Raw genomic sequence first — 25,171 nt, forward strand, 5'->3', positions numbered from 1 at the left:
AGAACTATGCAAAAGCAGATTGAACAAATAATAATTGAAACCCTAAAAGAATTAAATGAAGAGTTAGAAAATGAATTATTTATAAATCCGACTTCTAAAACAAAATTATATGGTGGAACTGGAGCATTAGATTCTTTAGCACTTGTGAGTTTTATCACTGATTTAGAAGATAAGATTTCTGATAAATTTGAAAAAAATATAATTTTAGCAGATGAAAAAGCAATGAGTGCAAAAACATCTCCTTTTAGAAACATTGAAACTTTAACTTTATACATTAAAGATTTACTGGAAAATCAATGAGTAAAATTATACTTATAACTGGGACTTCAAAAGGTATTGGAAAAGCTATAGCAAACTATTATTTGAAAAAAGACAATATTGTAATAGGTTGTAGTAGAAGTGAAAGTTCTATAAATCATAAAAATTATAGACATTTTTCTTTAGAAATAAACAATGAAATAGCTGTTGTAAATATGATAAAAAATATAAAAAAAGAGTTTCAAAAGATTGATATACTTATCAACAATGCTGGGATTGCATCAATGAATCACATTTTGACAACTTCAATTGATACTATTTCAAAACTTTTTAATACAAATTTTATAGGAACTTTTTTATTTACAAGAGAAGTTTCAAAAGTTATGATGAAACAAAAGAATGGAAGAATTATAAATTTTACAACAGTTGCAAAGCCACTTAGACTTGAAGGAGAAGCTGTTTATGCTTCAAGTAAAGCTGCTATTGAAACTTTTACTCAAACTGCTTCAAAAGAGTTAGCTCCTTTTAATATTACTGTAAATGCTATTGGCCCAACACCAATTCAAACTGATTTAATCAAAGCTATTCCTAAAAATAAAATTGATGAACTCTTAAATAAACAAACTATCAAAAGATTTGGTACATTTGAAGATATCATAAATGTATGTGATTTTTTTTGTGATGATAAAAGCAACTTTATAACAGGTCAGATAATTTATCTTGGTGGAGTAAATAACTAAATGAGTTTTGTAATAGAAAGATTTAAAAGTTTTAACCAAAAGAAAGCACTAATATTTGAAGATATTTCATATACCTATGAAGAGTATATTCTTCAAATAGAAACTTATAAAAAAATTTTAACTGAAAACAAAATATCTTCAAAAGTAGTTGCAATTTTAGGGGATTACTCTTTTTATAATTTGGCACTTTTTTTTGCTTTATACGAAAATAAAAATATTATTGTTCCTATTACTACTAACATACAAAAAATTCAAGATGAGTTTATACAAGAATCTTTTTGCAAAATTACAATAAAAGTAAGAAATGATGAATTATTAATACAGAATTTGGAACAAAATCATTCTCATAATATGATAGAAAAACTAACAACTAATAATAATTCTGGTTTAGTTCTGTTTTCTAGTGGAAGCACTGGCAAACCAAAAGCTATGATTCACAATCTTGATAATCTCTTAAACTCATATAAAGATAAAAAAGAAAAATCTATGAATATGTTGGTTTTTTTGATGTTTGATCATATTGGTGGACTAAATACAATTTTTAATTCTTTATTTATGGGTGCAACTCTAATCATACCTAAACAAAAAGATGCAAAAAATATATGTTCTTTAATAGAAAAATATAAAATAATGGTACTTCCAAGTAGTCCAACATTTTTAAATCTGATTTTAATTTCTGGTGAACATGAAAAATATGATTTAAGTAGTTTAAGAATGATAACATATGGCACAGAAACAATGCCAGAATCACTACTTTTAAGACTAAAAAATATCTTTCCAAAAGTAAAATTTTTGCAAACTTTTGGAACAAGTGAAACAGGAATTAGCACAACTAGTTCAAAATCATCTGATTCTTTATTTATGAAGCTTGAAGATATAAATTGTGAATACAAGATAGTTGAAAATGAGCTTTGGCTAAGAAGCCAAACTCAAGTTTTAGGATATTTAAATGCTTCAATGGATAGTTTTACGAGTGATGGTTGGTTTAAAACAGGTGATTTAGTAGAAGTTCTTGAAGATGGATTTTTAAAAATTATTGGAAGAAGTAAAGAAGTAATAAATGTAGGTGGACAAAAAGTATTACCAAGTGAAGTTGAAAGTATTATTTTAAGTCTTGATGAAATAGATGATTGTATGGTTTATGGCGAAAAAAATGCTATAACTGGGCAAACAGTTGTTTGTGATGTAGTTTTAAATAAAGATGTTGAAAATATAAAAAAAATTATAAGACTTTTTTGTAAAGATAAACTTGATGCTTTTAAGATTCCTACAAAAGTAAATATTGTTGAAAAAACAAATTTTTCTGAACGATTTAAAAAAATCAGAAGGAAAGGTTAAAAAATGATTTCTTTAAAATCTTTTGACAATAAAGTAATATATTTAGCTCCTCACTCTCCAATGACTTTAGCTTTAAAAAATTATTTAGAGGTTAAAAATGTAAATATTAAAGGCTTTATTGATAAAAATAAAGAGGACACTAATATTATAAAGATTGAAGAATTAGCTAATATAGAATTTGATTATATTTTTATTCTAAGCCCAAATCATTTTAATGCAATTTTTCAAGAATATTCTAAAACTATTAATAAAGATAAAATAATTCAGCTCTCTATAAATAATGGGAAGTATAAATTTAATAAAACTTTCAATATCACTCAACGAGATTTTTTTTATATTCCAAAAGATATAGAGTGTAAAAGGAATAAATTTGTATTTATTTCAAAAAGCTTTATAAGTGCAAACAATAAAGCTTTATATCTTTATTGTATTAGAAATAATATAGATACAATATTGTTAACAGATAATAATGAACAAGTAAAAGAGCTAAAACAGAATAACCTTCCATATCATTTATTAAATACAAAAGAAGCTGATTATGAAATAGCTATCTCTAAATTTATAATTTTTGACCAAGGAAATTATACATATTTACCAAATTTACACAATTCACAAAGTACAGTTCAATTGTGGCATGGTGTGGGTTTAAAAAAAATGTCTAAAATGAATAACATTACTTATGACTATTTCATATCAACTTCTAACTGGACAAATGAAACAAACTTTAAAAATATATTTAATGCAAAAGAATTTTTGAACTTAGGTTATCCTAGAAATGATATTTTTTTTAAAGAGGATGATAGTTTAGATTTAATGTTCTGTGATAAACAAGTTTATGAAATAGTTAAAAATAATAACTATAATAAAATAATTTTATATATGCCAACTCATAGAGAAAATAACACAGAAATTGCTTTAGATTTAGATAGGTTAAATAAGAAATTACAAGAAATAAACTCTCTATTTATAATTAAATTACACCCTTTTGTTTTAGAATTTTATAAACATACATATAACAAATTATTTAGTAATATAATTTTTCATAATGCTAACGGTGATATATATCCACTTTTAAAATATGTAGATATTTTAGTAAGTGATTATTCATCAATAGTATATGATTTTTTACTACTAAATAAACCTATAATATTTTATATATATGATATAGAAGATTATATAAAGAATACAAATCTTCTTTTTGATTATAATGAATATTCTTCAGGAATAAAAGTAAAGAATCAAGATGAATTAGAAAATAGTTTTTTACAAGAAGATATATATTTTAAGCAAAGAAAAAAGATAAAAAATCTATTTTTTGATGAAATTGCTCAAGATATATGTTCTAAAAATATTATAGATAAATTATTGGAGAAAAATATATGAATATTGCAATAATTCTAAGTGCAGGAAGTGGAAGTAGATTTGGAAGTGATGTACCAAAACAGTTTATAAATTTAGCTGGTAAAAATATTATTGAATATACTATTGCTGCATTTGAACAAAATGATAAAATAGACGAAATATGTATCGTTACAGATACAATTTATCATGAAAAATTACTTGAAATCTCAAAAAATAATAATTTTATAAAAGTAAAAAAAGTTATTCAAGGTGGAGTTGAGAGAAAAGATTCAAGTTATAATGCTATAAAAGAGTATGAAAATCAAAAAGATATAAATCTTATTTTCCATGATGCAGTTCGACCTTTTGTTTCTCAAAGAATAATAAATGATACAATTGAAGCTTTGAAAAAATATAACGCAATAGATGTTGCTATACCAACTGCAGATACAATTATACAAATAGATGAAATTTCAAAAACTATAGAGAATATACCTCAAAGAAGTAAACTTCAAAGAGGACAAACACCGCAAGCCTTTAAACTAGAAATTATAAAAAAAGCTCATGAATTAGCTATTGAAGATATAAATGAACCAATGTTTACAGATGATTGTGGTTTAGTGAAACAGTACTTACCAAATGAAAAAATATTTGTAGTAAATGGTGAAGAAAAAAATATAAAAATTACATATAAAGAAGATTTACTTTTTGCAGAAAAATTAATTCAGTTTAATTCTATTTCATTATCGAAAGAAAACTCTTTTTCTACTTTAAAAAATAAAGTTATAGTTGTTTTTGGTGGAAGTAGTGGCATAGGAAAAGAGATAGTAAAAATTGCAAATGCTCATAAAGCAAAAGCAATATCTTTTAGTAGAATAAATGGTATTGATATAACTTCAAAAAAAGATGTGAAAAAAGCTTTAAAAAAAGTTTTTGAAAGATATGGAAAAATTGATAGTGTTATAAATTGTGCGGCAACTCTAACTAAGAAAGAGTTAGTAGATATGAGGTTTGAAGATATAAGTAAAGAGATAAATATAAATTTTTTTGGAGCAATAAATATTGCAAAAACTTCTTTTAAATATTTGAAAAAATCTAAAGGCTCTTTAATTTTGTTTACTTCAAGTTCATATACAAGAGGAAGATCTAGTTATAGTTTATATAGCTCTACAAAAGCTGCAATCGTAAATTTAACACAATCACTTGCTAGTGAGTGGCAAAAAAATAGTATAAATGTGAATGTGATTTGTCCAGCAAGAACAGCAACACCAATGAGAGAAAAAAATTTTGGTAAAGAAGATAATAAAACTTTACTTAGCTCAAAAATTGTAGCAGAAAATACACTTCAAACTTTGATAAAAGATTTTAGTGGTTTAGTTATTGATGTAAAGCAAGGAATTTAATAATGACGAGTATTTTAGAAAAAAAGTTTTTAGATATTTTAAATAATGATGAAATAAAAATTGTATCATTTGATATATTCGATACTCTTTTTTTTAGAAAGTGTTTATTACCTGAAAATATATTTGAGATTGTTGGTGAAAATACTTATGTAAAAAAGTATTTTGATACTCCTAGTGGTTTTAAAAAATATAGAATGTATGCAGAGAAAAATGCAAGACTTACAAATAAACACCTTCAAGATGTAACATTAAACTTGATATATAAAGAACTATCTATTCCTAAAAAAGCTAAAGAGAAAATAAAACAAATCGAGTTAGATATCGAAAAAGATTTTTTAGTTGTTAATTATGATTTAGAAAAATATATAGATTATTCAATAGAAAAAGGTAAAAAAGTTATATTAATATCAGATATGTACCTAAACCAAAATGAACTTAAATATGTTTGTTTAAATAAGCTAAAAAATATAGACAAAGTATCAAAAATATATGTTTCAAGTGAATATAAACTAACAAAAGCAAAAGGTAACTTATTTTTAAAAGTTTTAGAAGAGGAAAATATAAAACCAAATGAGTTATTTCATATTGGAGATAATAAAATATCTGATAATTTAATACCAAAAGATTTAAATATAAATACTTTATATTATGGATTTTCAAATATCCAAGAAATGGCATTTGAGTATGAAAAAGCTTATATAAATAAGGATATAAAACAAGGGAATAATGTTAGAAAATTAGCAATTTTAAGAAATCCTTATGAAGATGAGTTTGAAAATTTTTATTTTAATTTTGGTGCTTCTATTTTTGGACCTATTTTATTTGAATTTTCACATTGGTTAAATGATTTATCTAAAAAATATAAGATTGAACAATATAATTTTATTCTAAGAGAGGGTTTTTTATTTGATAAATATTTTAAAAAATTATTTCCAAATACAAAAACGAATTTAGTTTATGCTTCAAGAAATTCAACATTTCCAATAGTGATAGATTTAGATAATATGAGTTCGATTTTATTGGGAACACAAAGAGCTTTTACAATAAATGATTTATATAAGAGTTTAGAAATAAAAATAAAAAATAAAAAAATCCTACCATATAAAAATGAACTATTATCAAAAGCAAGTTTGATTAATATAGATAATATTACTTTATATGAAAAGATAAGAGAAGATTTAGTTTTTAGGAAAAGTGATATTTCAGAAAAAAACATAGAACAAAAAGCACTTATAAAAGAATATTTTACAAGTTTAGAGATTAGTAAAAAAAGTATTTTTATAGATTTTGGTTCAGGTGGAACTATTTTAAATCGAATTAAAGATATTTTACCAAAAAAACAAATTCCTAAAATAAATGCTTTATTTTGTATAAATGAGAGAGGTTATGAAATTCAGTCAAAAAATCAAACTTTATCATTTTTACCATATAATCAAGAGACTTTAAAATATATAGAAACAATTTCAAGAAGCCCAGAAGTATTTGAGATATTATTAAATTTAGATTTAAGTACAACATTAAACTACTCAAAAATAGACAATAATATTATTCCAAATGCTTTACTTTCTAATTGTAATAAAAATACTATATATAAGATGAAAGAGGCTTTTTTAAATGGAATTGATACCTTTTTTGAGACAGTAAAAATATATAAAATTAAGAAAAATCATTACAGTAGAGATTTTTTAGTAAAACTTTTAGCTAGAGTTATAAATCTTCCTACAAAATACGAAGTAAATTTCTTTGGAAATTTTGAATATGATGAAGGAAATGGAACAAATAATATATATAAAATAGTTGATAAAAATAAAATTGATTATGTAAACAACTTTATGATTGAAAAAATTTATTTTGAATATATAAGAAATAGAGCAAAATATAGACATGCTTTTCCTTGGATTGAAGCAGTTATTGCTACAATAAAGCCAGATTTTTTAATAAATATTTATAAAGAACCAAATAAAAATTCTTCAAATCTGCAAGTTATTTTGCAACTTTTAGAAAAAATAGATAGAAGTAATGAAAAAGAGTTTATGGTTTATGGAGCTGGTGATTTGTTTAAAGAGTTATTACCTTTTTTACAAGATAGAAATATCAAGATTATATCTTTAATAGATTCCAAAGCACAATTACAAGAGTTTGAAGTATTAAACTATAAAGTAATCACTTTAGAAAAGGCTTTTGAAAATATAAATCAATCAAATTTAATTATTGCTAGTGGAGTTTTTACTAAGAATATAAAAGAAAATATAGAGTATTTTGCAAAAGAGAATAATAAAAGAATTGAAATATTTTCCATTTAATTGATTATAAAACGGTATAAAAACTTTGATTTATTATACTTATTTTGTCTTTTGGAATACCATTTTTTATTAGTTCTTCAATAATACCTTTTTCTCTATTAATCAAGCTTATTAAGATAGTATCAAATTCATACTTATTAATTTTATCTAATGTAATTATTGGTAAAGGACTATATTTATCTACAAAAGATTTATCTATAATACAAGTTATTTTATTAGAATAGTGAGAATATAAAAGTTTTCCTAATGAACCATAACCATATAAAGCTACTTTATTGTATTTATTCATAGTTTTTTCTATATTTAAAAGCACTGAACTTAGAATCGTTGGAAATACGTTTAGACTTTTATTATTATATTCTTCAAAAGATTTAATAATAGATGAATTTTTGATTAAAAATTGAGTATCTGGATATTCCATAATTAATGAATTTAAAGCTTCCGAAGTATATTTAATCATATTAAAAGTATGAATTCCTCCTACTAAAAATTTTGCAATTTTTACATTTGGTAAATATTCAAACTTATATTTTTTAATATATAATTTAAAGAATAGGTCAAAATCTGAAGCTAACTTATAATCTCTACGAAATGGAAAATTTGATATTACATCTAGTTTAGTAAATGAACTTTGGTGTGTAAATGGCATTTTTGAAATAAAAAAATTTTCTAAATTTTCTGCTTTATATTCAGAAATTATGTCAAGATTTTTATTTATTATATAGGTATCTGAATATAAGACACTTGAGTTATAATTTTTATAAAAGATATCCTTTAAAATCATATTTGTAGAGAATAAATCTCCTGCATTCATAAAATTTATCCACTCTCCAGTTGCTATATCAATTCCTTTGTTCATAGCATCATAAATTCCACTATCAGCTTCACTTATCCAATAAGTTATATATTTCTCATATTGTTTAATTATATCAACTGTTTTATCGCTACTTGCGCCATCGATAACTATATACTCTATATTCGGATAATCTTGCGCTATCACACTTTTAATAGTTTGTTCTAAATATTGTTCTGCATTGTATGTTACTGTTACAACTGTTATTTTTGGAAGATTATTTTTCATTATTGTACCACTCATAAATTATTTTGATTCCATCTTGTAATTTAATTTTGTATTTCCATCCTAAAGTATTTAATTTACTTACATCGGTTCGTTTTAATATTGTTCCATCAGGTTTTTGAGTATTAAAATACAATTTACCTTTAAAACCTATAATATCCTTTATAAGATATGCCAACTCTTTGATTGATATATCTTTACCTGTTCCTATATTTATATGTGTATTTCTTATCTCTTTTGAGTCTTTTTTATAAGTATTTTGAAAATCTCTATTTTCTAGTAAGAATACACAAGCATCAGCCATATCTTCACTATAAAGAAACTCTCGTTTTGGATTTCCACTTCCCCATATTTCAACTTTTTCTTTTGAAATACCAAATTTAGACAAGTACATATTTGCCTCTTCAAAAGAATTGACATTTAAATCTTTGATTATTTCATCTATTTTATTTTCATCTAAAAATTTTGCCAAATGTATTTTTCGAACTAAAGCAGGTAATACATGAGAAGTTTCTAAATCAAAATTGTCATTTGGTCCATAAAGGTTTGTTGGCATTACAGATATAAAATTTGTACCATATTGTAAATTATACGATTCACACATTTTAATTCCTGCTATTTTAGCAATAGCATATGGTTCATTCGTATATTCAAGTTCACTTGTAAGTAAATAATCTTCACTCATAGGTTGTGGTGCATTTTTAGGGTATATACAAGTTGAACCAAGAAACAAAAGTTTTTCTACTTTATGTATATAACTTTGGTGAATGATATTATTTTGAATTTGTAAGTTTTCATAAATAAAATCTGCTCTATAAGTGTTATTTGCAACAATTCCACCAACTTTCGCAGCAGCAAGTATTACATATTCAGGTTTCTCTTTTTCAAAAAACTTTTCTACATCTTTTTGATCTATTAAATCTAACTCTTGATGGGTTCTTGTGATTAAATTTTTATAACCTTTTGATTGAAGATTTTTTACTATTGCACTTCCAACAAGTCCTATATGTCCTGCTACATATATTTTGCTATTTTTATTCATCTATTTTTTACTCAAAATAACTCATAATTTTATATCCACCATCTTTTAAGTAAACATCTTTTGTCATAAGTTTTAAATCATTTTTCATCATATCATTTACTAAGTCTTGTAAATTAAATTCTCTATTCCATCCTAGTTTTTTTTCTGCTTTACTTGGATCTCCTAAAAGTAAATCAACTTCTGTTGGTCTAAAGTATTTTGGATCTACACAAACAAGAGTTTGATTTAAGTTTAAATGAGAAATATCAATATTCGACTCTTTTGCTTTTTCTAAATCTAAAGAATCTATAATTCCAACTTCATCTACACCTACACCATCAAATCTAAGATTTATTCCAGCATATGCAAATGAGAACTTTACAAAATCTCTAACTGTTGTTGTTTGCCCAGTTGCTATTACCCAATCTTCTGGTTCATCTGCTTGAAGAATCATCCACATCATTCTTACATAATCTTTTGCATGACCCCAATCTCTTTTTGCATCAAGATTTCCAAGATATAATTTATCTTGAAGCCCAAGTGCTATCTTACTTGCAGCTCTTGTTATTTTTCTAGTTACAAATGTTTCACCTCGAACTGGTGATTCATGATTAAAAAGTATTCCATTACAAGCAAACATCCCATAAGCTTCTCTATAATTTACCGTTATCCAATAAGCATACATTTTAGCAACAGCATAAGGGCTTCTTGGATAAAAAGGTGTTGTTTCTTTTTGAGGAGTTTCTTGTACTTTTCCATAAAGTTCAGAAGTTGAAGCTTGATAAATTTTTGTTTTGTTAGTCAATCCTAAAAGCTTTATGGCTTCAAGTATTCTTAAAGTTCCAGTTCCATCAGCATTTGCTACATATTCAGGTGTTTCAAAAGATACATGAACATGGCTCATAGCCGCAAGATTATATATCTCATCAGGTTGAGTCTCTTGAATAATTCTAGTTAAATTCATACTATCTGTCATATCACCATAATGAAGATGCAACTTTACATCTTTTTCATGAATATCTTGATATAAATGGTCTATTCTATCTGTATTAAACAAAGAGCTTCTTCTTTTTATCCCATGAACTAAATATCCTTTTTTTAAAAGAAATTCTGCAAGATAACTTCCATCTTGACCCGTTATTCCTGTTATTAGTGCTACTTTTTTATTTTTCATCTATTCTCTTTTAAAATCATCTTCATATCGTATAATATCATCTTCACCAGTATAACTTCCTACTTGAATTTCTATTATAACTAAAGGTTTATTAGTGTTATTAGAGAGTCTGTGAATTTGTCCGGCTTTTATATAGGTACTTTCATTTTCATTTAATAAAAACTTTTTATTATCCACTTCAACTGTTGCAACTCCACTTATAACAACCCAATGTTCATTTCTAAATTTGTGTTTTTGTAAAGATAATCGTTTTTTTGGTTTTACTTCAATTCTTTTTATTTTATATCCATTTGATTCTTCTAAAACTGTGTATGTTCCCCAAGGACGATTACCTGTTAAATGAATATTATGAAGTTGTGAATTTGTTTCTTTGAGTTTTTCAACCACCTTTTTTACTTTTTGTGAACTTCCTTTTTTAGAAATCAATAAAGCATCACCACTATCGACAACTATTAAATTTTCTATATCAATAGTTGCTATTTTTCTATCTTTACCATAAATTAGATTATTTTTTGAATCTATTGAAATATGATTAAAATTTACAGTATTAAAATTTTCATCTTTTTCTAGTTCTTCAAAAAGTGAATCAAAACTTCCAACATCGCTCCAAGCAATATTTGAAGGGATTACTTTTACTATATTTGATTTTTCCATAACAGCATAATCTATACTATTCTCTGGAATACTTGCCATATCTTCATATTTTATTCTAATAATCTCACTTTTAGAAGCATTATTAAAAGCTTCAATTGATTGATTATAAATCTCAGGTGAATATTTTTTTAATTCACTCAAAAATACTCCTGCTTTAAAGCAAAACATTCCACTATTCCAATAATAGTTTTCAGCTTTTAAATATGAAGTGGCTGTTTGTAAGTTTGGTTTTTCATGAAAGGCTTTTACATCAAAATTATTTACAGATTCTATGTATCCAAATCCTGTTTCGGCAAAGGTTGGAGTTATCCCAAAAGTTACAAGTTTATCTTCATATGCAAATTCTTTTGCCTTTTCAATAACTTTTTTATATTCATCTTCATTTTTTATTAAATGATCACTTGGTGTTACTAAAACTATTTCATTTTCATCAAGTGATAAACATGCAAGTGCTATTGCTGGAGCAGTATTTTTAGCTATTGACTCAAGAAGATATTTATTGTTTTTTTTATTTAATTCTTCAAGTTGATCTAAAGCTAAGAAATATTGTTCAGCATTTGAAACTACAAGCTGAGAGTTACAAAGTTTAGAGTTTCTTTCAACTGTTAATTGGAAAAGTGATTTCTTTGAAAAAAGTTTTACAAACTGTTTCGGCATAAGTGTACGACTTATTGGCCATAATCTTGTTCCATTTCCTCCACACAATATGATATTTGTCATTTATTATATATCCAAAGTAATGATTTTATCTTTTTTAATACCTAAATCTTCAGTCAAATATTTTATAATAGCTTCTTCTCTACCTAAAACGCTAATTATAATTTTATCGTATTGCATATTTACAAGATTTTTAGGATGATTCTTTTGATCAGACATATCTACAAAACCTACTATTTTATCTGGTATTAAAACTTGTATAGTTTTACCAATAGTTCCATTACCATATATAATATATTTATTATTTGAGTTAAGAAATTCAACAATATTATTTATTAGTGAGATAAAATCTTTTGGAATATCATTAAAAGTTTTAGATTTTGGGATTTCAATACTATCCCAACATTGTCTTATAATTTTAAAATCATCAAAAATCTTTTCTAATCTATTTTTAAAATCATTAGATGTCCATTTTTGTAGTATCTTTTGTCCAGCTTTAATTTTATTTTCAACTTTATTTGGATTATTTAAAATATTTAGTAAAGATTTTACTAATGAATTTGGATTTTTCAAATCCAATAAAAAAGCTGCATTTTTAACTTGCTTTCTAAGTCCTTTTAAATCAGAATAACAAACAGGAATTCTATAATTAAAAGCTTCAAGAGGAGGTATATTTGTAGGACCAAAATATGTAGGCATTACTAAGGCTAAGGATTGTTTATATAGATTTGGTATTTCATTATCTTCTACAAATCCTAAATATTTTATTTGCTTATCAATATTCATATTTTTAGCTTGTTCTAAAATATATGATAAATTTCCATAATCTGCACCACTAAATAATGCAAAAATTTCTATATTAAATTTTTCTTTTAATATAGTTAAAGCTTTTAAAATATAAATATGGTTTTTATGAGACCAAAATTGTGCAGGATAATATATATATGGTTTATCAAGATTATACTTTTTATTTATATCTATATATACATATTTTGTATCTACTCTTGGTAAAAATTTTAAAACATGTACTCTATTTTTATCTACACTATATCTTTTAGTGATATTCTTTTTACCATATTTTGAATCTGAAATAATAGCAATGGCTTTTTTTACTCCTACCCCACTATAAAAAAGTTCTCTCTTATCAAATTCATAGTTATTTCTTACTTCTGGAAATTCATTAAAATCTCTATGACACAAATCCCAAATAGTTAGAATATAGTGTAAATTTATAAAAGAAAAATGAGCTGGATATAAAAAATATGCTAAGTCTATTTTATAATTATGAATCAAAACATATTCTAAACTTTTTTCAGATAACAATTTTACATTTACGTTATTTTTATTAAAATCATCTATAACACTATTATTTAATGTAAAAAAAATAAAATTATATTTATTTTTCATTTCTTGTAGTAATTGGCAAATTCTTAATTCATACTGAAAACCACCACCAACTCTTTGTGCAGAATTCACAAAAATTCCTATATTTAATTTTTTATTATCCATACTACATTCCAACTACTAAAATCAGGTTTTTTATAACTTAGCCATTCATATTTATTTAAAATCTTAAATCCAATACTTTCACAAATAAACTCTAACTCTGTATCAAAAAAATATCTCATTTTATGTAACTCTTTTTTTTCAATAACTTCTTTTGTTTCTTTATTTTCTATAAAAATATCATAATTTACATCTACTATGTTTTTTTGAGCATTCAAAATTGGTTCAGCCAGTCGTGTAACTTTTATATTACCATTTTCTAATCTTTTTATCTTATTTGTTGGTAAATCTGTAAGGACAGCTGGTCCATACCAAAAATCAAATATAAAAATTCCACCATCTTTTAAATGTTTTTTAGCTACTTCAAAAGCTTTAAATAATTCATTATTTGAGTTTTGGTAACTCATTACATGAAACAGTGAAACAACAGCATCAAATTTTTTATCAAGATTCAATATTTGAATATTTGAATGAGAAAAACTCAATTTATTCTCTTTTCCAATTCTTCTATTTTCTGCAATTTTAAGCATATCTTCACTTAAATCTATTCCATGAACAATATAACCTTTATTACAAAATAATTCAGCATGTTTTCCAGTACCACAACCCATATCAAGCAATGTGTTTACATTTTTATCATTAGCCTGTATCAAACTATTTATATAATCAACTTCTGCACTATAATCTTTATCGCTATAAAATAAATCATAATATTGTGAGTATAAATTTCCAAATTGGTTCATTGTAAAACCTCTCTTAAAGTTTTAGCTACTTCTTCTATTTGTTCTTTTGTAAGAGCTAAGCCACTAGGAATATAAAAACCTATTTCATATAATTTTTCACTATTTGGTAAATGTTCATTTACAAACAATCCCATATTATTAAAAACTGGTTGTTTATGCATAGGATAAAAAAATGGTCTAGTTCCAATTCCCTTTTTACTCAATTCTTGCATAATTTCTTTTACTGATTTTTTTACACTATCTTTTAGGGTAATTGCATATACCCAATATATATTTTCACAATATTGTGTTTGTGATATAGGAAGATTTATACTATCTATATCTTTGAGTAGTTTATTATACAAGTTTCCAATATATCTTTTTTTCTCTATTATTTCATCTATTTTTTCAAGTTGGGCTACACCTAAAGCTGCTTGTAAGTTTGTCATACGATAGTTCCAGCCTATTGATTCATGAATGAACCTTTTATTTGGATCTAGTGAAAAACATAAATTTCTTAAAGATTTTGATTTTTCATATATGATTTTATCATCCATAAGTACCATTCCACCCTCTCCAGTAGTAATTTGCTTATTAGGATAAAAACTAAAAATACTTACATCTCCAAAACTACCACATTTTTTACCTTTATACTCTTGTCCATGCATTTGAGCTGAATCTTCTATGATTTTTAAGTTATATTTCTTTGCAATCTCAATTACTATATCCATATCAACCGTTAGCCCATATAGATGTACAACCATAATTGCTTTCGTTTTTGGTGTAATTTTGGCTTCTATATCACTTGGATTTATGTTAAAAGTTGAAAAATCGCAATCAAGTAAAATAGGTGTCAAATCATTTGTAACCAAAGATTGAACACTTGATATAATAGTAAAAGAGGGAGCTATAACTTCATCACCTTTTTGTAAATTCAAGGCTCTTATGGCAATATCTAAAGCTGCACTTCCATTTGTACAAGCAACTCCATATTTTCGCCCAACATAATTTGCCATTTCTTCTTCAAATTTTTTTATAAAAGGTCCTTCGCTACTTATCCAACCAGTATCTATACACTCATTAAGATATTTTTTTTCATTTCCATCAAGCAATGGTTCATTTACTGGTATAAAGCTCATTATTTAATCTCCAATTTTTCTTTATTTATTGGTTCAAATCGGACTTTATCCATTTCTCCAGCATAAGGTCCTTGTTTTACTTCTATCATTTCACTCTCTTCTATCATTTCAAATCCATGTCCACCATAAGCAAGTAATATTACATCACCTTTTTCTAAAAGTGTACTTTGAAGATAGTTTCTATCATCATCATAAAAATCTACTCGTACTTTACCACTTTTTATATATAGGACTTCTTGAGTAAAATGAACTTCTCTTTGTACTGCATTATGTATATGAGGTGGAATAATATAATTTTTTGGTCGTTTCATATATGCTAGTTGTTGTGAAAAATCATCTGGAGTAAAAAACTCTATACCATCTTTTTCATAGTTTGCTCTTATGATTACTGATAATAGCTTTTCATTGTGGGTTATATTTTGTATCATCTTAAAGCTTTTCTATTTTCTTTGTATCTGTATTATAAACAGTAAATCCTTTTATCTCTTCATAGGCTTGTGATTTATTCAAGAAATTTAAATTACCATTCATATCTCTTGATTCTCTAAATTTTGATAAAATATATCCATCTTTTAATGATACTTCTTTAATTTTTGAATTCATTTTATCTTTTCTTATAAAATATGCATTATTCCCAGCTTTATTACAACCTATAAAAATAAATCCTTTTTTATATGCTAAAGAGTGCAAAGATTTAAGAGAAGCCCCAAAATATAAATTACTGTAATGAGCTTTTGTTCTATTAAAATCTTCTCTATAAGGTACTGAAATCTCTTTATCAATACCAAATAAGCTATTGTATTCTAAAATAAGTATATTTGGATTTAGACAATTAATTTCATCAAAAATATAGTAGTCATTTCCATCTAAATCGATATGAAGCAATCCAATATTGGGGTTTATATTTTGTTCTAATAATAAAGAATTTATATTGTCTTTTGTTATAAACACATCTTTTGCGTTTAGATTATATTTCCAAAAATAATCTTGTTTTTTAAGATTTTTTATATTATCACTTGAACCATCCATAACAAAACCACTCCAGTTATTATTAAACATAAGAAATTTTGTATTTGCTTCTTTATAATTTTCCACTCCAAATTCAACAAAAAATTCATTATCTATTTCTATATTATTTATAAGCCATTGTATTATCCCATCATCTCCAAATTGTGAAAATATTTTAAATTCAACATCTTTTAATGAAGATAACCCTTTACTTAATATTTGATTTACCAAAATTTTACCAAATAATACTTTTTCATCATTTGTCATAATTTTTCTCCTTAAAAGCTTGTATTATAACATTTTTAAAATATTTTCCGCTTCTTTAAATAGTGAAAATGAAGTGGCTCTTTTTGCTAATAAATTTATGTGTTTTTCATAAAGATTATATTTTTGTAAATCATTTTTAAATTTATTTATAATATATAAATACCCTTCAATATCTCTTTTATGATTTTTTGATATAGTTTCTCCTTGATGAAGTACATAAGTAAATAAAGGTTTTTCTATATGTATAAATTTACACTTCTTAGCAAGACTTATAGAAGTATCCCACTCTTGATAAGATGGAACATTTTCATCTAATAATCCAATTTCTAGTAAAGCTTCTTTTGATATAAGAAGTGTTGGAAATAGAGGAGCAGGTCTTTCTAAAAGTAATCTATAGCAGCTATCATTTGTTATAGGTACTTTCCACTCCCAAGTTTTATTATTAATTAAATCTAAACATATACAATTTGAATGTACAACAGTATTTTTATCAAAATTAATTCTTTCTAGCTCTTTAATTTGTATTTCTAGTTTATCTTTTTCCCAAATATCATCAGAATCATTAAAAGCTATCCAATTTCCTTTCGCTTCAATAATTCCTCTATTTCGTGCTATTTGTGCACCACTATTTTTTTCTAGTTTTATGAGTTTTATTCGATTATCTTGATAGGAAGATACTAAATCTACAGAATTATCAGTTGAAAAATCATCTACAACTATAATTTCAATATTTTTAAAAGTTTGTGTACAAACTGAATCTAAACAATATATAATAGTTTTTGATCTATTATACATTGGGATAACGATACTAATAAATAAATCATTCAAATTCTGCTCCTTAGTCATCTAAAATATTTAATGATATTAATCTTTAATACTCTATTCCAATAGAAATTAATTCATCAAAAATGGTTTCATTTAAAACTGAAATAATAATTCTTAAATTACTATTAAAAAGATTTTTTAAAATTCCTGCATAAGTAAGTAAATCTAAATTTACAAGACTATAGTTTTCATATTATTTTTACTAAACATTGTCTTCTTTCACTAAATCATAAAGATACTGTCCCGCTCTCCTGCTAATATTATGCCTTTCATTTATAACTACTTCTCAGATTCTTTATATTCCCATTTAATTGCTACCATAAAGAACTAGCTTTCATTTGAAAACAACATCGTAAATCTTTCATTATTTTTTGTCTTATTGTGTGGTATCTGAAAAATCCCAATAATAAATATTACCCCAATCTTTTGTTTCAATAATTTTATTTGGCTTAACTCCCTCATTCCATTCGATTAGTTGACTTAATTTTATACCAATTGGCTTCGTAAAAGATATTTTATCATTTGATTCAATAGGAATACAAAGAATTATATGTTTAGCAATTCTTTTTGCTTCCAAGAATGCTTCTTTTTGTTTTGGTTGAAGATGTTGAAAAACTCTAAGTGCGATAAAAACATCATATCTTTTATCTTCAATTGGCCATGGAATTATCTTGGCATTATGATTATAAGTAGGATTTTTGCCTGTAAAGTTCCACCCTTCACTAAAATCAATTGTGTGACTATTTTTAACCAATTGCATACCGACAGTTCCCATTTCAAGTATATCTTCTGGATGGTAAATATCTAAAGATTTTAATACCTCTATTGCTTGATGATGATAATACCATCTACCATTAAGATGTTGCCAGTGCTTTCCACCTATTTCTTTAGCAGTTTGAAAAAACTGTTCTTTTGTTAAAAACTGAATTTTATTATTTTGTTGTATCATTTTTTTCCTTTAAATTTTTACATATTTCATAAATTCTTTTAAAAACGATTTCTCTTTCTTCAGAATATGGATTTTTAATCACAATGGTAGGTAAATATTTATTTAAGATATGAAATTTGCTTCTTACATGCCATCTTTGCCGTTCTATATCTAAAGGTAATTCATCGTCTGAAATTAATTGATCTTTACTTGTCATATATCCTGAGTTTCTCCTCTCTCTTCTGTATCTTAAATTATCTTCTTGAGATACATCAAAATAAATTAATAATTTAAACTTTAGGTTTTTAAAATAATCATTAAGATTTTGACTAAAAACCATATTGTGCGGTAAATTTTCAGGGTGTCCATTGTGAATTATCCCCTCATCCCATATTACAATATAGTCATCTATATTTTTTGTAATAACAGCATGTTCCAGTGTAAGTCTATCATACCAAGATATATTTCCAATGGCTCTTTTTGTTTCAAGTGTATTGTTTTGTAAGAAATCACCCCAATAAGCTATTTTCTCTCTAATTAGTGGATAATAATATTCAAGATTTGTCATGGAGGAGTTTCTTTCTTTTGCTAATTCCCATGCATCATTTTGTGTCAAAAATAAATGTGGAAATTTTTGAGCTAAATCTTTTGCAAATGTTGTTTTTCCTGCTGCTTCTGGTCCGATTAATTCAATATGCATTCAAGCTCCAAAAAATTTATAAATAACATCGACTATATGTTTTATATCTTTATTTTCTAATCCATAATACATAGGCAATCTAATCAATCTTTCACTCTCCTTAGTTGTATAAATATCTTTTCCACTAAATCTACTAAATTTTAATCCAGCTTCAGCACTATGAAGTGGTACATAATGAAATACTGCATAAATATCATTTCCTTTCAAATATTCTAATAAAACTGACCTCTCTTCCAAATCTTTTACTTTTATGTAAAACATATGGGCATTTTGTACACATCCATCTGGGATTTTTGGAAGTTCTATAAAACCTCTATTTTCAAGCTCTTTTAGCCCATCATAATACTTTTGCCAACTATTTAATCTATTTTGATTTATCTCATTGGCTTTTTCTAAATTTCCCCAAAGATATGCTGCACTTACATCATTCATAAGATAGCTACTACCCAAATCTACCCAAGAGTATTTATCGACCATTCCCCTAAAAAATTGGCTTCTATTTGTCCCTTTTTCTCTTATGATTTCAGCTCTTTGTATAAAATTTTTGTCATTTATTATTAAAAGTCCACCCTCTCCTGCACTTGTATAATTTTTTGTTTCATGAAAACTAAAAGCCCCAAGATGTCCAATAGTACCTAAAGCTTTTCCTTTATAGCTACTCATCATACCTTGAGCTGCATCTTCAACTACAAAAAGATTATATTTTTTTGCTATATCCATAATAGTATCCATCGCACAAGCAACTCCTGCATAATGAACTGGAACTATAACTTTTGTTTTAGAAGTAATTGCTTCTTCTATTTTTGCCTCATCTATATTCATAGTATCAGGTCTTATATCTACAAAAACTATTTTTGCACCTCTTAGTACAAAAGCATTTGCAGTAGATACAAAAGTATATGAAGGTATAATTACTTCATCACCTTCTTTTATATCTAGTAAGATTGCAGCCATCTCAAGTGCATGTGTACAAGATGGAGTAAGAAAAGCTTTTTTACATTGTAGTTTTTCTTCAAACCATTTGTGACATTTTAAAGTAAATTCTCCCTCTCCTGAGATTTTACTACTTTTTATAGACTCTAAAATATATTTTTCTTCGTTACCTGTAAATGGTGGTTTATTAAATGATATTAACAAAGTTATTCCTTTAAATATTTTTTTAAACAAACTGTTTCAAAAGTAGAATATTTTTTTCTGTCTATACATTCAAACCAAATGTCTTCTTGTTCTTCAATATATTTAATTTTTTCTAAAAATTCTTTATTATGAAACTCTTTTGGTATTACTACAACTCCTGTATCATCACAAACAGCAATGGCATTATCATAAAAGTTTTTTCTTAATTGTATTTGCTTTAGTTGGTACTTGTTTTTTTGTATATTTTCATTTGAATAACCCACGGGACAGAAACCTTTACACCATATTTTCCAGTTTTCTTTGATGAGTCGAGGAGCATCTCTTAATAAGCCATTTGTTACTATTGCACCAGCTTGCTTATATAATAATAAATATTTTGAAACTAAATCTCCAAAAACTGCTTTATCTTCATTATCAATTATATCTATAAAGACAATATCATTATCTTGTATATTTTGTATTTGTTCATGAACATCCCAATTTGTACCATTACAAGCATGCACATAGAAAAGATTACCTACTGCAAAATGTCCTTTATTAACTGAATTTGTATTTAATATAGCACCAGATTTTTCTAAACAATCTGAAATTTCAGTAGTAGAAACTCTATTTCTTTTAATGAAATCTATAATATTTCTTTTCATTCTTAAACCTTGTAAAAATAGTATCTTCTTTTTCAAAACTTTGGTCTTTGAAAATAAAAACAGAAAACTCAAATGGCATATAATTATTTTTTAGTATAACATTTTTACTTAACTTATATGCCATATCCAAAATTCTTAATGGGTCACTATGAAATGTGTGTTCATATTGAAAATCTACTTTATTTGATAAAAAATCAAAAGCAATTCCATCTTTTGAAAGTTCAAAGGCTTTCTTCATAAAAGCTTCAATAAATTGGTAGTTGTTATAATCTAAAAGTTTAAAATTAAAAACACCAGATGCAACGATAATATCAAATGGTTTATTCAGTGATACTTTTAAAAAATCATCTAAAATGAAATTTATATTATTTTCATTTTTGTAAATTTTTTTAGCCTCATTTATTAAATCTTCTACAATATCTATTCCTAAATATTTATAATCCTTTGTTTTTTGGCTAATTAATTTATTTGCATCTCCAAAACCACATCCAATATCCAAAATTGATTTATTCTCTAAATTAAACTCTTCAAATAGAATATGGTATCTTAAGTCTTGTTTCCCTTTATCCCAACCTAAAGCTTTTGGTGAATATCCAAATTCTTTATATCTTTTAGAATATCTATCTACTACAATTTTTTTGTCAGTTTCTGGCATATTTAACATTTATTTAATCTCCAAAAACTTTTTATAATTTAATTTTTGAATTAATTCAGAATCATTTTTATTTAATGCTTTTTTTATAACTTCATCATAGCAAGATTTCATATATTTAATTCTAAATTCTGGGTAATCAGAACCAAACAAAATTCTATTTTCATTAAATTTAAAAAATTTAATGAAATCAACCCAAATAGAGGAGTCTTTTAAATATGCTAAAGAAAAAGAAAAATCATAATAAATATTCTTTAAATCTCTTGTATAAAGCATATATTCTAATACTTTATGTCCTCCACCATGAGCTAATAATACTTTTATATTACTAAACTTTTTTGCAATATATATTGATAACTCTAAATTAATATGATTTACTAAATTTGAACCATAATAAAAACAATCAATTATAATAAATGAAAATTTTAAACTTTGCATCTTATTGTATATATTTTTAAAATTATTAACTGTAATATTTGACAATCTTGGATGAAGCTTAATACCTAATTTTATATTTTTTGAAACCAGTAAATCAGTAATTTCAGAATCAAATAATTTATAATTTAAAGCAATGGCAGACAATGGATAATTTTCACTAAAATCATTCAAAAAAAATTTTAAAAATAACTGTTTTTCTTTATTTGTATTTAAAATAAGTATAAATCCCTCTAACTTACTAACTACTTCTTTAAAATCATTTATAATATCACTTACTTTCATATTAAAATGGATATGTGAATCAAAAATTTTACTCATATTCTAAATATACCTTTTCATCAACTTCTTTTATTAATTTTTGTAAATCTTTTTCTTTTTTATGATAGGCTATAAAGTACCCAATACGGCTTCTATCATCATTTGGAGAGTTTATTATATCTCCAACTTGAAATTCAAAATCAAAATCTATAATATTAGGATTATCTTTTAAAAAATCTATTCCATTAATTTTTTTTACTTTACCAATTTCAAAATCAAAAAACCTAAGAACAGCACAATTTTTATTTTTATTTAAATCAACACTTAAATTAGTCTCACCTAAAGCTGATTTAATAAGTAATTCATTAACATCAACGCCTGAAACAGTTGGGATGATATGTGAAGATATTTTAGTTCCACCACCTCTAATTGCAGCCTCTATCAGATAAAACTTATTATTCCAATATTTATATTCAACATGTGTAATTCCAAAAGCTAACTTTTCAAATAATTTATTATTAATTTTTTCAATTTCTTTTTGATTAAATTCTTCAAACTTAGTTTGATAAATTAATGACTTTGCAACATTAGGAAGATTTTTATAATGTTCTTTTTTTGAAATAGCTAATGTATAATGTTTTTTATTTGTTTTAAAACCTTCAACGGTAAGTTCAAATCCACCGATAAATTCTTCCACTAGTATAGTATTATCTACAGAATATTCCATTGTATAATTAAATCTTTCTTTTAATTCATTGATAGAAGTTATTTTATAAACACCTCGACTCGACTGATTTGATAATGGCTTAATAATAGCATCTGAGTCTAATGTTACAAAAAAACTTATAGCTTCATCAATTGTTTTACATTTTTTATATTTTGGATGAAAAAGATTTGCAATAATTAATTCTTTTCTCATTCTAGATTTATTTGTATAAAGATTAGCTACATCCATTCCTACACCATTTAAATCAAGTTTTTCTGATATATAAGCCACTGTATTAACAGCTATATCACTTTGATCAGTAATTACAGCATCAATTTTTTCATCTATTGCTATTTGCAAATTTTTTTCTCTATCTAATACATTTTCAACATATGATTTATCAGCATATTCAAAACCAATAGAATCTTTATAAAGATTTGAACAAATCGAATAATGTCCTAAATATTTTGTTTTTTGAATTACAGGGACTTGCCATTTACCTCCACCTATAATTAAGATCTTTTTCATTAATTTACCTAATATAAACATTTGTCATATCATACTGCCCACTTTTAAATTTTCTTATATTCCCAGGCTCTCTAAATTCTAAATAATTTTGACAAATTCTTACATCCCAACCTAATCGTTGCTTAACTAATTCTGAAGCCATATTTAACATGTCTCCTGAACTATTTATAAAATCTATTTGTTGCTTAAATGGTGCTAATGTGTACTTTATAACAATCATGGGTCTTGAAATATTAGTTTTATTTATACCAGCTCTATGCCATAATGATGCATCCACAACAAATGCTTCACCAGCTTTTCCATAAGTTGATACATAATGAGCTTGCATAAACTCTTCAGATGGCATTTTCTCAAATAAATGTGTAGAAGGCACATATTCTGTAGATCCATTTATATTTGAATAATCAACTAATGGTATCATTACTATTACACTTGTTCTTGTATCTTTAAAAAATGGTTGATCTCTATGAAACTGATATCCTATCATATCAGAATGAATTTCATGATTTATAATAGCATTATATGAATGAACTACTGCCTTATCATTCAATATAGAATTTATATAAGTGTTTAAAACTTTATTTTCTAATAATTCATAATATTTACCACCAAATCTTCCCAAATCTCTAATAACTTCATAATCAAATTTTAATAAATGTTCTTTGCCAAATTTTTCTATATCTTCCTGTTTTTTTCTCTCTAAATCACTTTTGTATTTAGATATTTCATCATCTGTTAAAAATTTGCCAAGTAATGTAACACCATAAATATTCATTTCTTCTATGGCTTTTTTGATATTCATATTTATTCCTCAACTTTATTCGTCATTACTGCTAAACCTATTCCACTTTTTCCGAAACCATTGCCGTTATACATCATATATCGTTTATTATCATAATCAAATACGTACCCATATTCTATCATTTCACTATCCCAGCCTTTACTAGATACATTAATTCCTACTTTTTTATCCATTCTAGACCATTCTAGACCATCATATGATTCTGCATAACCAATTTTATAATATTTTCCTCTATATGAATACCACATTTTATAAATACCATTTTCATAAATGACCATTGGCTTTGCAATAGTATATTCTTTTTCATCATTAAAATCGATAGCAATAATCCCTTCTCTCTTCCAATTTATTCCATCTAGGGATGTAGCATACTTAATATGGTAATAGTGTAAAGGTTTGTCATTTTCTTCCCATCTATCAAAAGAGGTATACCACATTTTCCAAAGTTTACCTTCTTTTATTACACAACAAGATCCACTACAAATTGGTTCAGTGTTTATTCTATCGATTATAGGTACATTTAATAATCTTTCAAATTTTTTTATTTCAATATTATATTTAGCTAATCCAATATGAGTCCAGAAACCACCTATACCACCTTGAGTCCATCCGACATAGTATAGTAATAGCTCATTTCCATTTCTTACAATCCAAGGATATGAAACTCCGTTTTCATCAAAATATCCTATTTTTCCAATATCAAATACTGGATCCTTTGAAATATGTAACACTTTTCTTAAATCTGATTTATCTAAAATGGCATATCCTATTCTAGAAATACCATTTTTATCTCTACCAACAAAATATAATTTAATTTCATCATTATAAATATCAACAAAAGTAGGTCCTCCATAGTGAGATAACCACCAAATACTTTCATCTGGTTTAATAATTAATCCTAGCTTTTCCCAATTCATGTAAGTTTCCTTTTTTCTTTGGATTTT

The 25,171-nt window shown here is 25.2% G+C and carries 25 protein-coding genes; 6 read left to right on the top strand and 19 right to left on the bottom strand.

The genetic code is table 11. From position 1 onward, the window contains the following. Positions 1-6: 6 nt before the first annotated feature. From CRU91_RS00250 to CRU91_RS00275, 6 genes are read left to right on the top strand one after another with little or no spacing between them, the layout of a single operon-like run. Positions 7-300, top strand: a complete 294-nt coding sequence (locus CRU91_RS00250) for a hypothetical protein (protein WP_113892223.1) — start codon at positions 7-9, stop codon at positions 298-300. Next, a complete protein-coding gene (locus tag CRU91_RS00255) occupies positions 297-998 on the top strand; it encodes an SDR family NAD(P)-dependent oxidoreductase (RefSeq protein WP_113892225.1) in 702 nt (233 codons plus the stop codon). The genes CRU91_RS00250 and CRU91_RS00255 overlap by 4 nt, the downstream gene beginning before the upstream one ends. Next, entirely contained in the window at positions 999-2,336 is a 1,338-nt protein-coding gene (locus tag CRU91_RS00260) for an ANL family adenylate-forming protein (protein WP_113892227.1), read from the top strand. A gap of 3 nt (positions 2,337-2,339) precedes the next feature. Beyond that, on the top strand, positions 2,340-3,719 hold the full coding sequence (locus tag CRU91_RS00265) for a CDP-glycerol glycerophosphotransferase family protein (RefSeq protein ID WP_113892230.1): 1,380 nt from the start codon (positions 2,340-2,342) through the stop codon (positions 3,717-3,719). Next, positions 3,716-5,080, top strand: a complete 1,365-nt coding sequence (gene ispD / locus CRU91_RS00270) for a 2-C-methyl-D-erythritol 4-phosphate cytidylyltransferase (RefSeq protein WP_113892232.1) — start codon at positions 3,716-3,718, stop codon at positions 5,078-5,080. The genes CRU91_RS00265 and ispD overlap by 4 nt, the downstream gene beginning before the upstream one ends. A gap of 2 nt (positions 5,081-5,082) precedes the next feature. Then, a complete protein-coding gene (locus CRU91_RS00275) occupies positions 5,083-7,383 on the top strand; it encodes a hypothetical protein (protein ID WP_113892234.1) in 2,301 nt (766 codons plus the stop codon). Positions 7,384-7,387: 4 nt separating this feature from the next. Here CRU91_RS00275 and CRU91_RS00280 read toward each other — a convergent pair whose 3' ends face one another. The 19 genes from CRU91_RS00280 to CRU91_RS00370 form a co-directional block, all read right to left on the bottom strand. Beyond that, positions 7,388-8,479, bottom strand: coding sequence for a glycosyltransferase family 2 protein (locus CRU91_RS00280; RefSeq protein ID WP_113892236.1), 1,092 nt, complete (start codon positions 8,477-8,479; stop codon positions 7,388-7,390). Next, positions 8,454-9,503, bottom strand: a complete 1,050-nt coding sequence (locus CRU91_RS00285) for a GDP-L-fucose synthase family protein (RefSeq protein WP_113892238.1) — start codon at positions 9,501-9,503, stop codon at positions 8,454-8,456. Before CRU91_RS00285 ends, CRU91_RS00280 begins: the two co-directional genes overlap by 26 nt. A 7-nt stretch (positions 9,504-9,510) precedes the next feature. Continuing rightward, the gene (gene gmd, locus CRU91_RS00290; RefSeq protein ID WP_113892240.1) at positions 9,511-10,656 is read right to left on the bottom strand and encodes a GDP-mannose 4,6-dehydratase; all 1,146 of its coding nucleotides are present in this window, start codon (positions 10,654-10,656) and stop codon (positions 9,511-9,513) included. Further along, the gene (locus CRU91_RS00295; protein ID WP_113892241.1) at positions 10,657-12,030 is read right to left on the bottom strand and encodes a mannose-1-phosphate guanylyltransferase/mannose-6-phosphate isomerase; all 1,374 of its coding nucleotides are present in this window, start codon (positions 12,028-12,030) and stop codon (positions 10,657-10,659) included. It lies immediately after the preceding gene. Positions 12,031-12,033: 3 nt separating this feature from the next. Further along, positions 12,034-13,476, bottom strand: a complete 1,443-nt coding sequence (locus CRU91_RS00300) for a glycosyltransferase family 4 protein (protein WP_113892243.1) — start codon at positions 13,474-13,476, stop codon at positions 12,034-12,036. Beyond that, entirely contained in the window at positions 13,458-14,216 is a 759-nt protein-coding gene (locus CRU91_RS00305) for a class I SAM-dependent DNA methyltransferase (protein WP_113892245.1), read from the bottom strand. Before CRU91_RS00305 ends, CRU91_RS00300 begins: the two co-directional genes overlap by 19 nt. Beyond that, positions 14,213-15,334: a DegT/DnrJ/EryC1/StrS family aminotransferase gene (locus CRU91_RS00310; RefSeq protein ID WP_222718356.1), complete on the bottom strand. Its 1,122-nt coding sequence runs from the start codon at positions 15,332-15,334 to the stop codon at positions 14,213-14,215. Before CRU91_RS00310 ends, CRU91_RS00305 begins: the two co-directional genes overlap by 4 nt. Beyond that, a complete protein-coding gene (locus CRU91_RS00315) occupies positions 15,334-15,762 on the bottom strand; it encodes a cupin domain-containing protein (protein WP_113892249.1) in 429 nt (142 codons plus the stop codon). Before CRU91_RS00315 ends, CRU91_RS00310 begins: the two co-directional genes overlap by 1 nt. 1 nt (position 15,763) lies before the next feature. Further along, on the bottom strand, positions 15,764-16,609 hold the full coding sequence (locus CRU91_RS00320) for a hypothetical protein (protein ID WP_113892251.1): 846 nt from the start codon (positions 16,607-16,609) through the stop codon (positions 15,764-15,766). A 24-nt stretch (positions 16,610-16,633) separates the two neighbouring features. Then, positions 16,634-17,437, bottom strand: coding sequence for a glycosyltransferase family 2 protein (locus CRU91_RS00325; RefSeq protein ID WP_222718357.1), 804 nt, complete (start codon positions 17,435-17,437; stop codon positions 16,634-16,636). A 373-nt stretch (positions 17,438-17,810) separates the two neighbouring features. Beyond that, complete coding sequence (locus tag CRU91_RS00330; RefSeq protein WP_113892255.1) at positions 17,811-18,383, bottom strand: hypothetical protein; 573 nt, start codon at positions 18,381-18,383, stop codon at positions 17,811-17,813. Further along, positions 18,367-19,062, bottom strand: a complete 696-nt coding sequence (locus CRU91_RS00335; protein WP_113892257.1) for a nucleoside/nucleotide kinase family protein — start codon at positions 19,060-19,062, stop codon at positions 18,367-18,369. Before CRU91_RS00335 ends, CRU91_RS00330 begins: the two co-directional genes overlap by 17 nt. Further along, positions 19,063-20,199, bottom strand: a complete 1,137-nt coding sequence (rffA, locus tag CRU91_RS00340; RefSeq protein ID WP_113892259.1) for a dTDP-4-amino-4,6-dideoxygalactose transaminase — start codon at positions 20,197-20,199, stop codon at positions 19,063-19,065. It lies immediately after the preceding gene. A 2-nt stretch (positions 20,200-20,201) separates the two neighbouring features. Next, positions 20,202-20,843: an RraA family protein gene (locus tag CRU91_RS00345; RefSeq protein WP_113892261.1), complete on the bottom strand. Its 642-nt coding sequence runs from the start codon at positions 20,841-20,843 to the stop codon at positions 20,202-20,204. Beyond that, complete coding sequence (locus CRU91_RS00350) at positions 20,815-21,507, bottom strand: class I SAM-dependent methyltransferase (RefSeq protein ID WP_113892263.1); 693 nt, start codon at positions 21,505-21,507, stop codon at positions 20,815-20,817. The genes CRU91_RS00345 and CRU91_RS00350 overlap by 29 nt, the downstream gene beginning before the upstream one ends. Beyond that, entirely contained in the window at positions 21,508-22,251 is a 744-nt protein-coding gene (locus CRU91_RS00355) for an amidohydrolase family protein (protein ID WP_113892265.1), read from the bottom strand. Beyond that, on the bottom strand, positions 22,244-23,425 hold the full coding sequence (locus CRU91_RS00360) for an ATP-grasp domain-containing protein (RefSeq protein WP_222718358.1): 1,182 nt from the start codon (positions 23,423-23,425) through the stop codon (positions 22,244-22,246). Before CRU91_RS00360 ends, CRU91_RS00355 begins: the two co-directional genes overlap by 8 nt. A 4-nt stretch (positions 23,426-23,429) precedes the next feature. Beyond that, complete coding sequence (locus CRU91_RS00365) at positions 23,430-24,227, bottom strand: phytanoyl-CoA dioxygenase family protein (RefSeq protein WP_113892270.1); 798 nt, start codon at positions 24,225-24,227, stop codon at positions 23,430-23,432. A 2-nt stretch (positions 24,228-24,229) separates the two neighbouring features. After that, the gene (locus CRU91_RS00370) at positions 24,230-25,144 is read right to left on the bottom strand and encodes a glycoside hydrolase family protein (RefSeq protein ID WP_113892272.1); all 915 of its coding nucleotides are present in this window, start codon (positions 25,142-25,144) and stop codon (positions 24,230-24,232) included. Positions 25,145-25,171: the final 27 nt, after the last annotated feature.

This window comes from Aliarcobacter vitoriensis, assembly GCF_003316695.1.
Classification (GTDB): Bacteria; Campylobacterota; Campylobacteria; order Campylobacterales; family Arcobacteraceae; genus Aliarcobacter; species Aliarcobacter vitoriensis.

Coding starts and splice junctions, on each gene's coding strand:
- CRU91_RS00250 (WP_113892223.1), top strand. CDS start 7: ATGCAAAAGCAGATTGAACAAATAATAATTGAAACCCTAAAAGAATTA.
- CRU91_RS00255 (WP_113892225.1), top strand. CDS start 297: ATGAGTAAAATTATACTTATAACTGGGACTTCAAAAGGTATTGGAAAA.
- CRU91_RS00260 (WP_113892227.1), top strand. CDS start 999: ATGAGTTTTGTAATAGAAAGATTTAAAAGTTTTAACCAAAAGAAAGCA.
- CRU91_RS00265 (WP_113892230.1), top strand. CDS start 2,340: ATGATTTCTTTAAAATCTTTTGACAATAAAGTAATATATTTAGCTCCT.
- ispD (WP_113892232.1), top strand. CDS start 3,716: ATGAATATTGCAATAATTCTAAGTGCAGGAAGTGGAAGTAGATTTGGA.
- CRU91_RS00275 (WP_113892234.1), top strand. CDS start 5,083: ATGACGAGTATTTTAGAAAAAAAGTTTTTAGATATTTTAAATAATGAT.
- CRU91_RS00280 (WP_113892236.1), bottom strand. CDS start 8,479: ATGAGTGGTACAATAATGAAAAATAATCTTCCAAAAATAACAGTTGTA.
- CRU91_RS00285 (WP_113892238.1), bottom strand. CDS start 9,503: ATGAATAAAAATAGCAAAATATATGTAGCAGGACATATAGGACTTGTT.
- gmd (WP_113892240.1), bottom strand. CDS start 10,656: ATGAAAAATAAAAAAGTAGCACTAATAACAGGAATAACGGGTCAAGAT.
- CRU91_RS00295 (WP_113892241.1), bottom strand. CDS start 12,030: ATGACAAATATCATATTGTGTGGAGGAAATGGAACAAGATTATGGCCA.
- CRU91_RS00300 (WP_113892243.1), bottom strand. CDS start 13,476: ATGGATAATAAAAAATTAAATATAGGAATTTTTGTGAATTCTGCACAA.
- CRU91_RS00305 (WP_113892245.1), bottom strand. CDS start 14,216: ATGAACCAATTTGGAAATTTATACTCACAATATTATGATTTATTTTAT.
- CRU91_RS00310 (WP_222718356.1), bottom strand. CDS start 15,334: ATGAGCTTTATACCAGTAAATGAACCATTGCTTGATGGAAATGAAAAA.
- CRU91_RS00315 (WP_113892249.1), bottom strand. CDS start 15,762: ATGATACAAAATATAACCCACAATGAAAAGCTATTATCAGTAATCATA.
- CRU91_RS00320 (WP_113892251.1), bottom strand. CDS start 16,609: ATGACAAATGATGAAAAAGTATTATTTGGTAAAATTTTGGTAAATCAA.
- CRU91_RS00330 (WP_113892255.1), bottom strand. CDS start 18,383: ATGATACAACAAAATAATAAAATTCAGTTTTTAACAAAAGAACAGTTT.
- CRU91_RS00335 (WP_113892257.1), bottom strand. CDS start 19,062: ATGCATATTGAATTAATCGGACCAGAAGCAGCAGGAAAAACAACATTT.
- CRU91_RS00345 (WP_113892261.1), bottom strand. CDS start 20,843: ATGAAAAGAAATATTATAGATTTCATTAAAAGAAATAGAGTTTCTACT.
- CRU91_RS00350 (WP_113892263.1), bottom strand. CDS start 21,507: ATGTTAAATATGCCAGAAACTGACAAAAAAATTGTAGTAGATAGATAT.
- CRU91_RS00355 (WP_113892265.1), bottom strand. CDS start 22,251: ATGAGTAAAATTTTTGATTCACATATCCATTTTAATATGAAAGTAAGT.
- CRU91_RS00360 (WP_222718358.1), bottom strand. CDS start 23,425: ATGAAAAAGATCTTAATTATAGGTGGAGGTAAATGGCAAGTCCCTGTA.
- CRU91_RS00365 (WP_113892270.1), bottom strand. CDS start 24,227: ATGAATATCAAAAAAGCCATAGAAGAAATGAATATTTATGGTGTTACA.
- CRU91_RS00370 (WP_113892272.1), bottom strand. CDS start 25,144: ATGAATTGGGAAAAGCTAGGATTAATTATTAAACCAGATGAAAGTATT.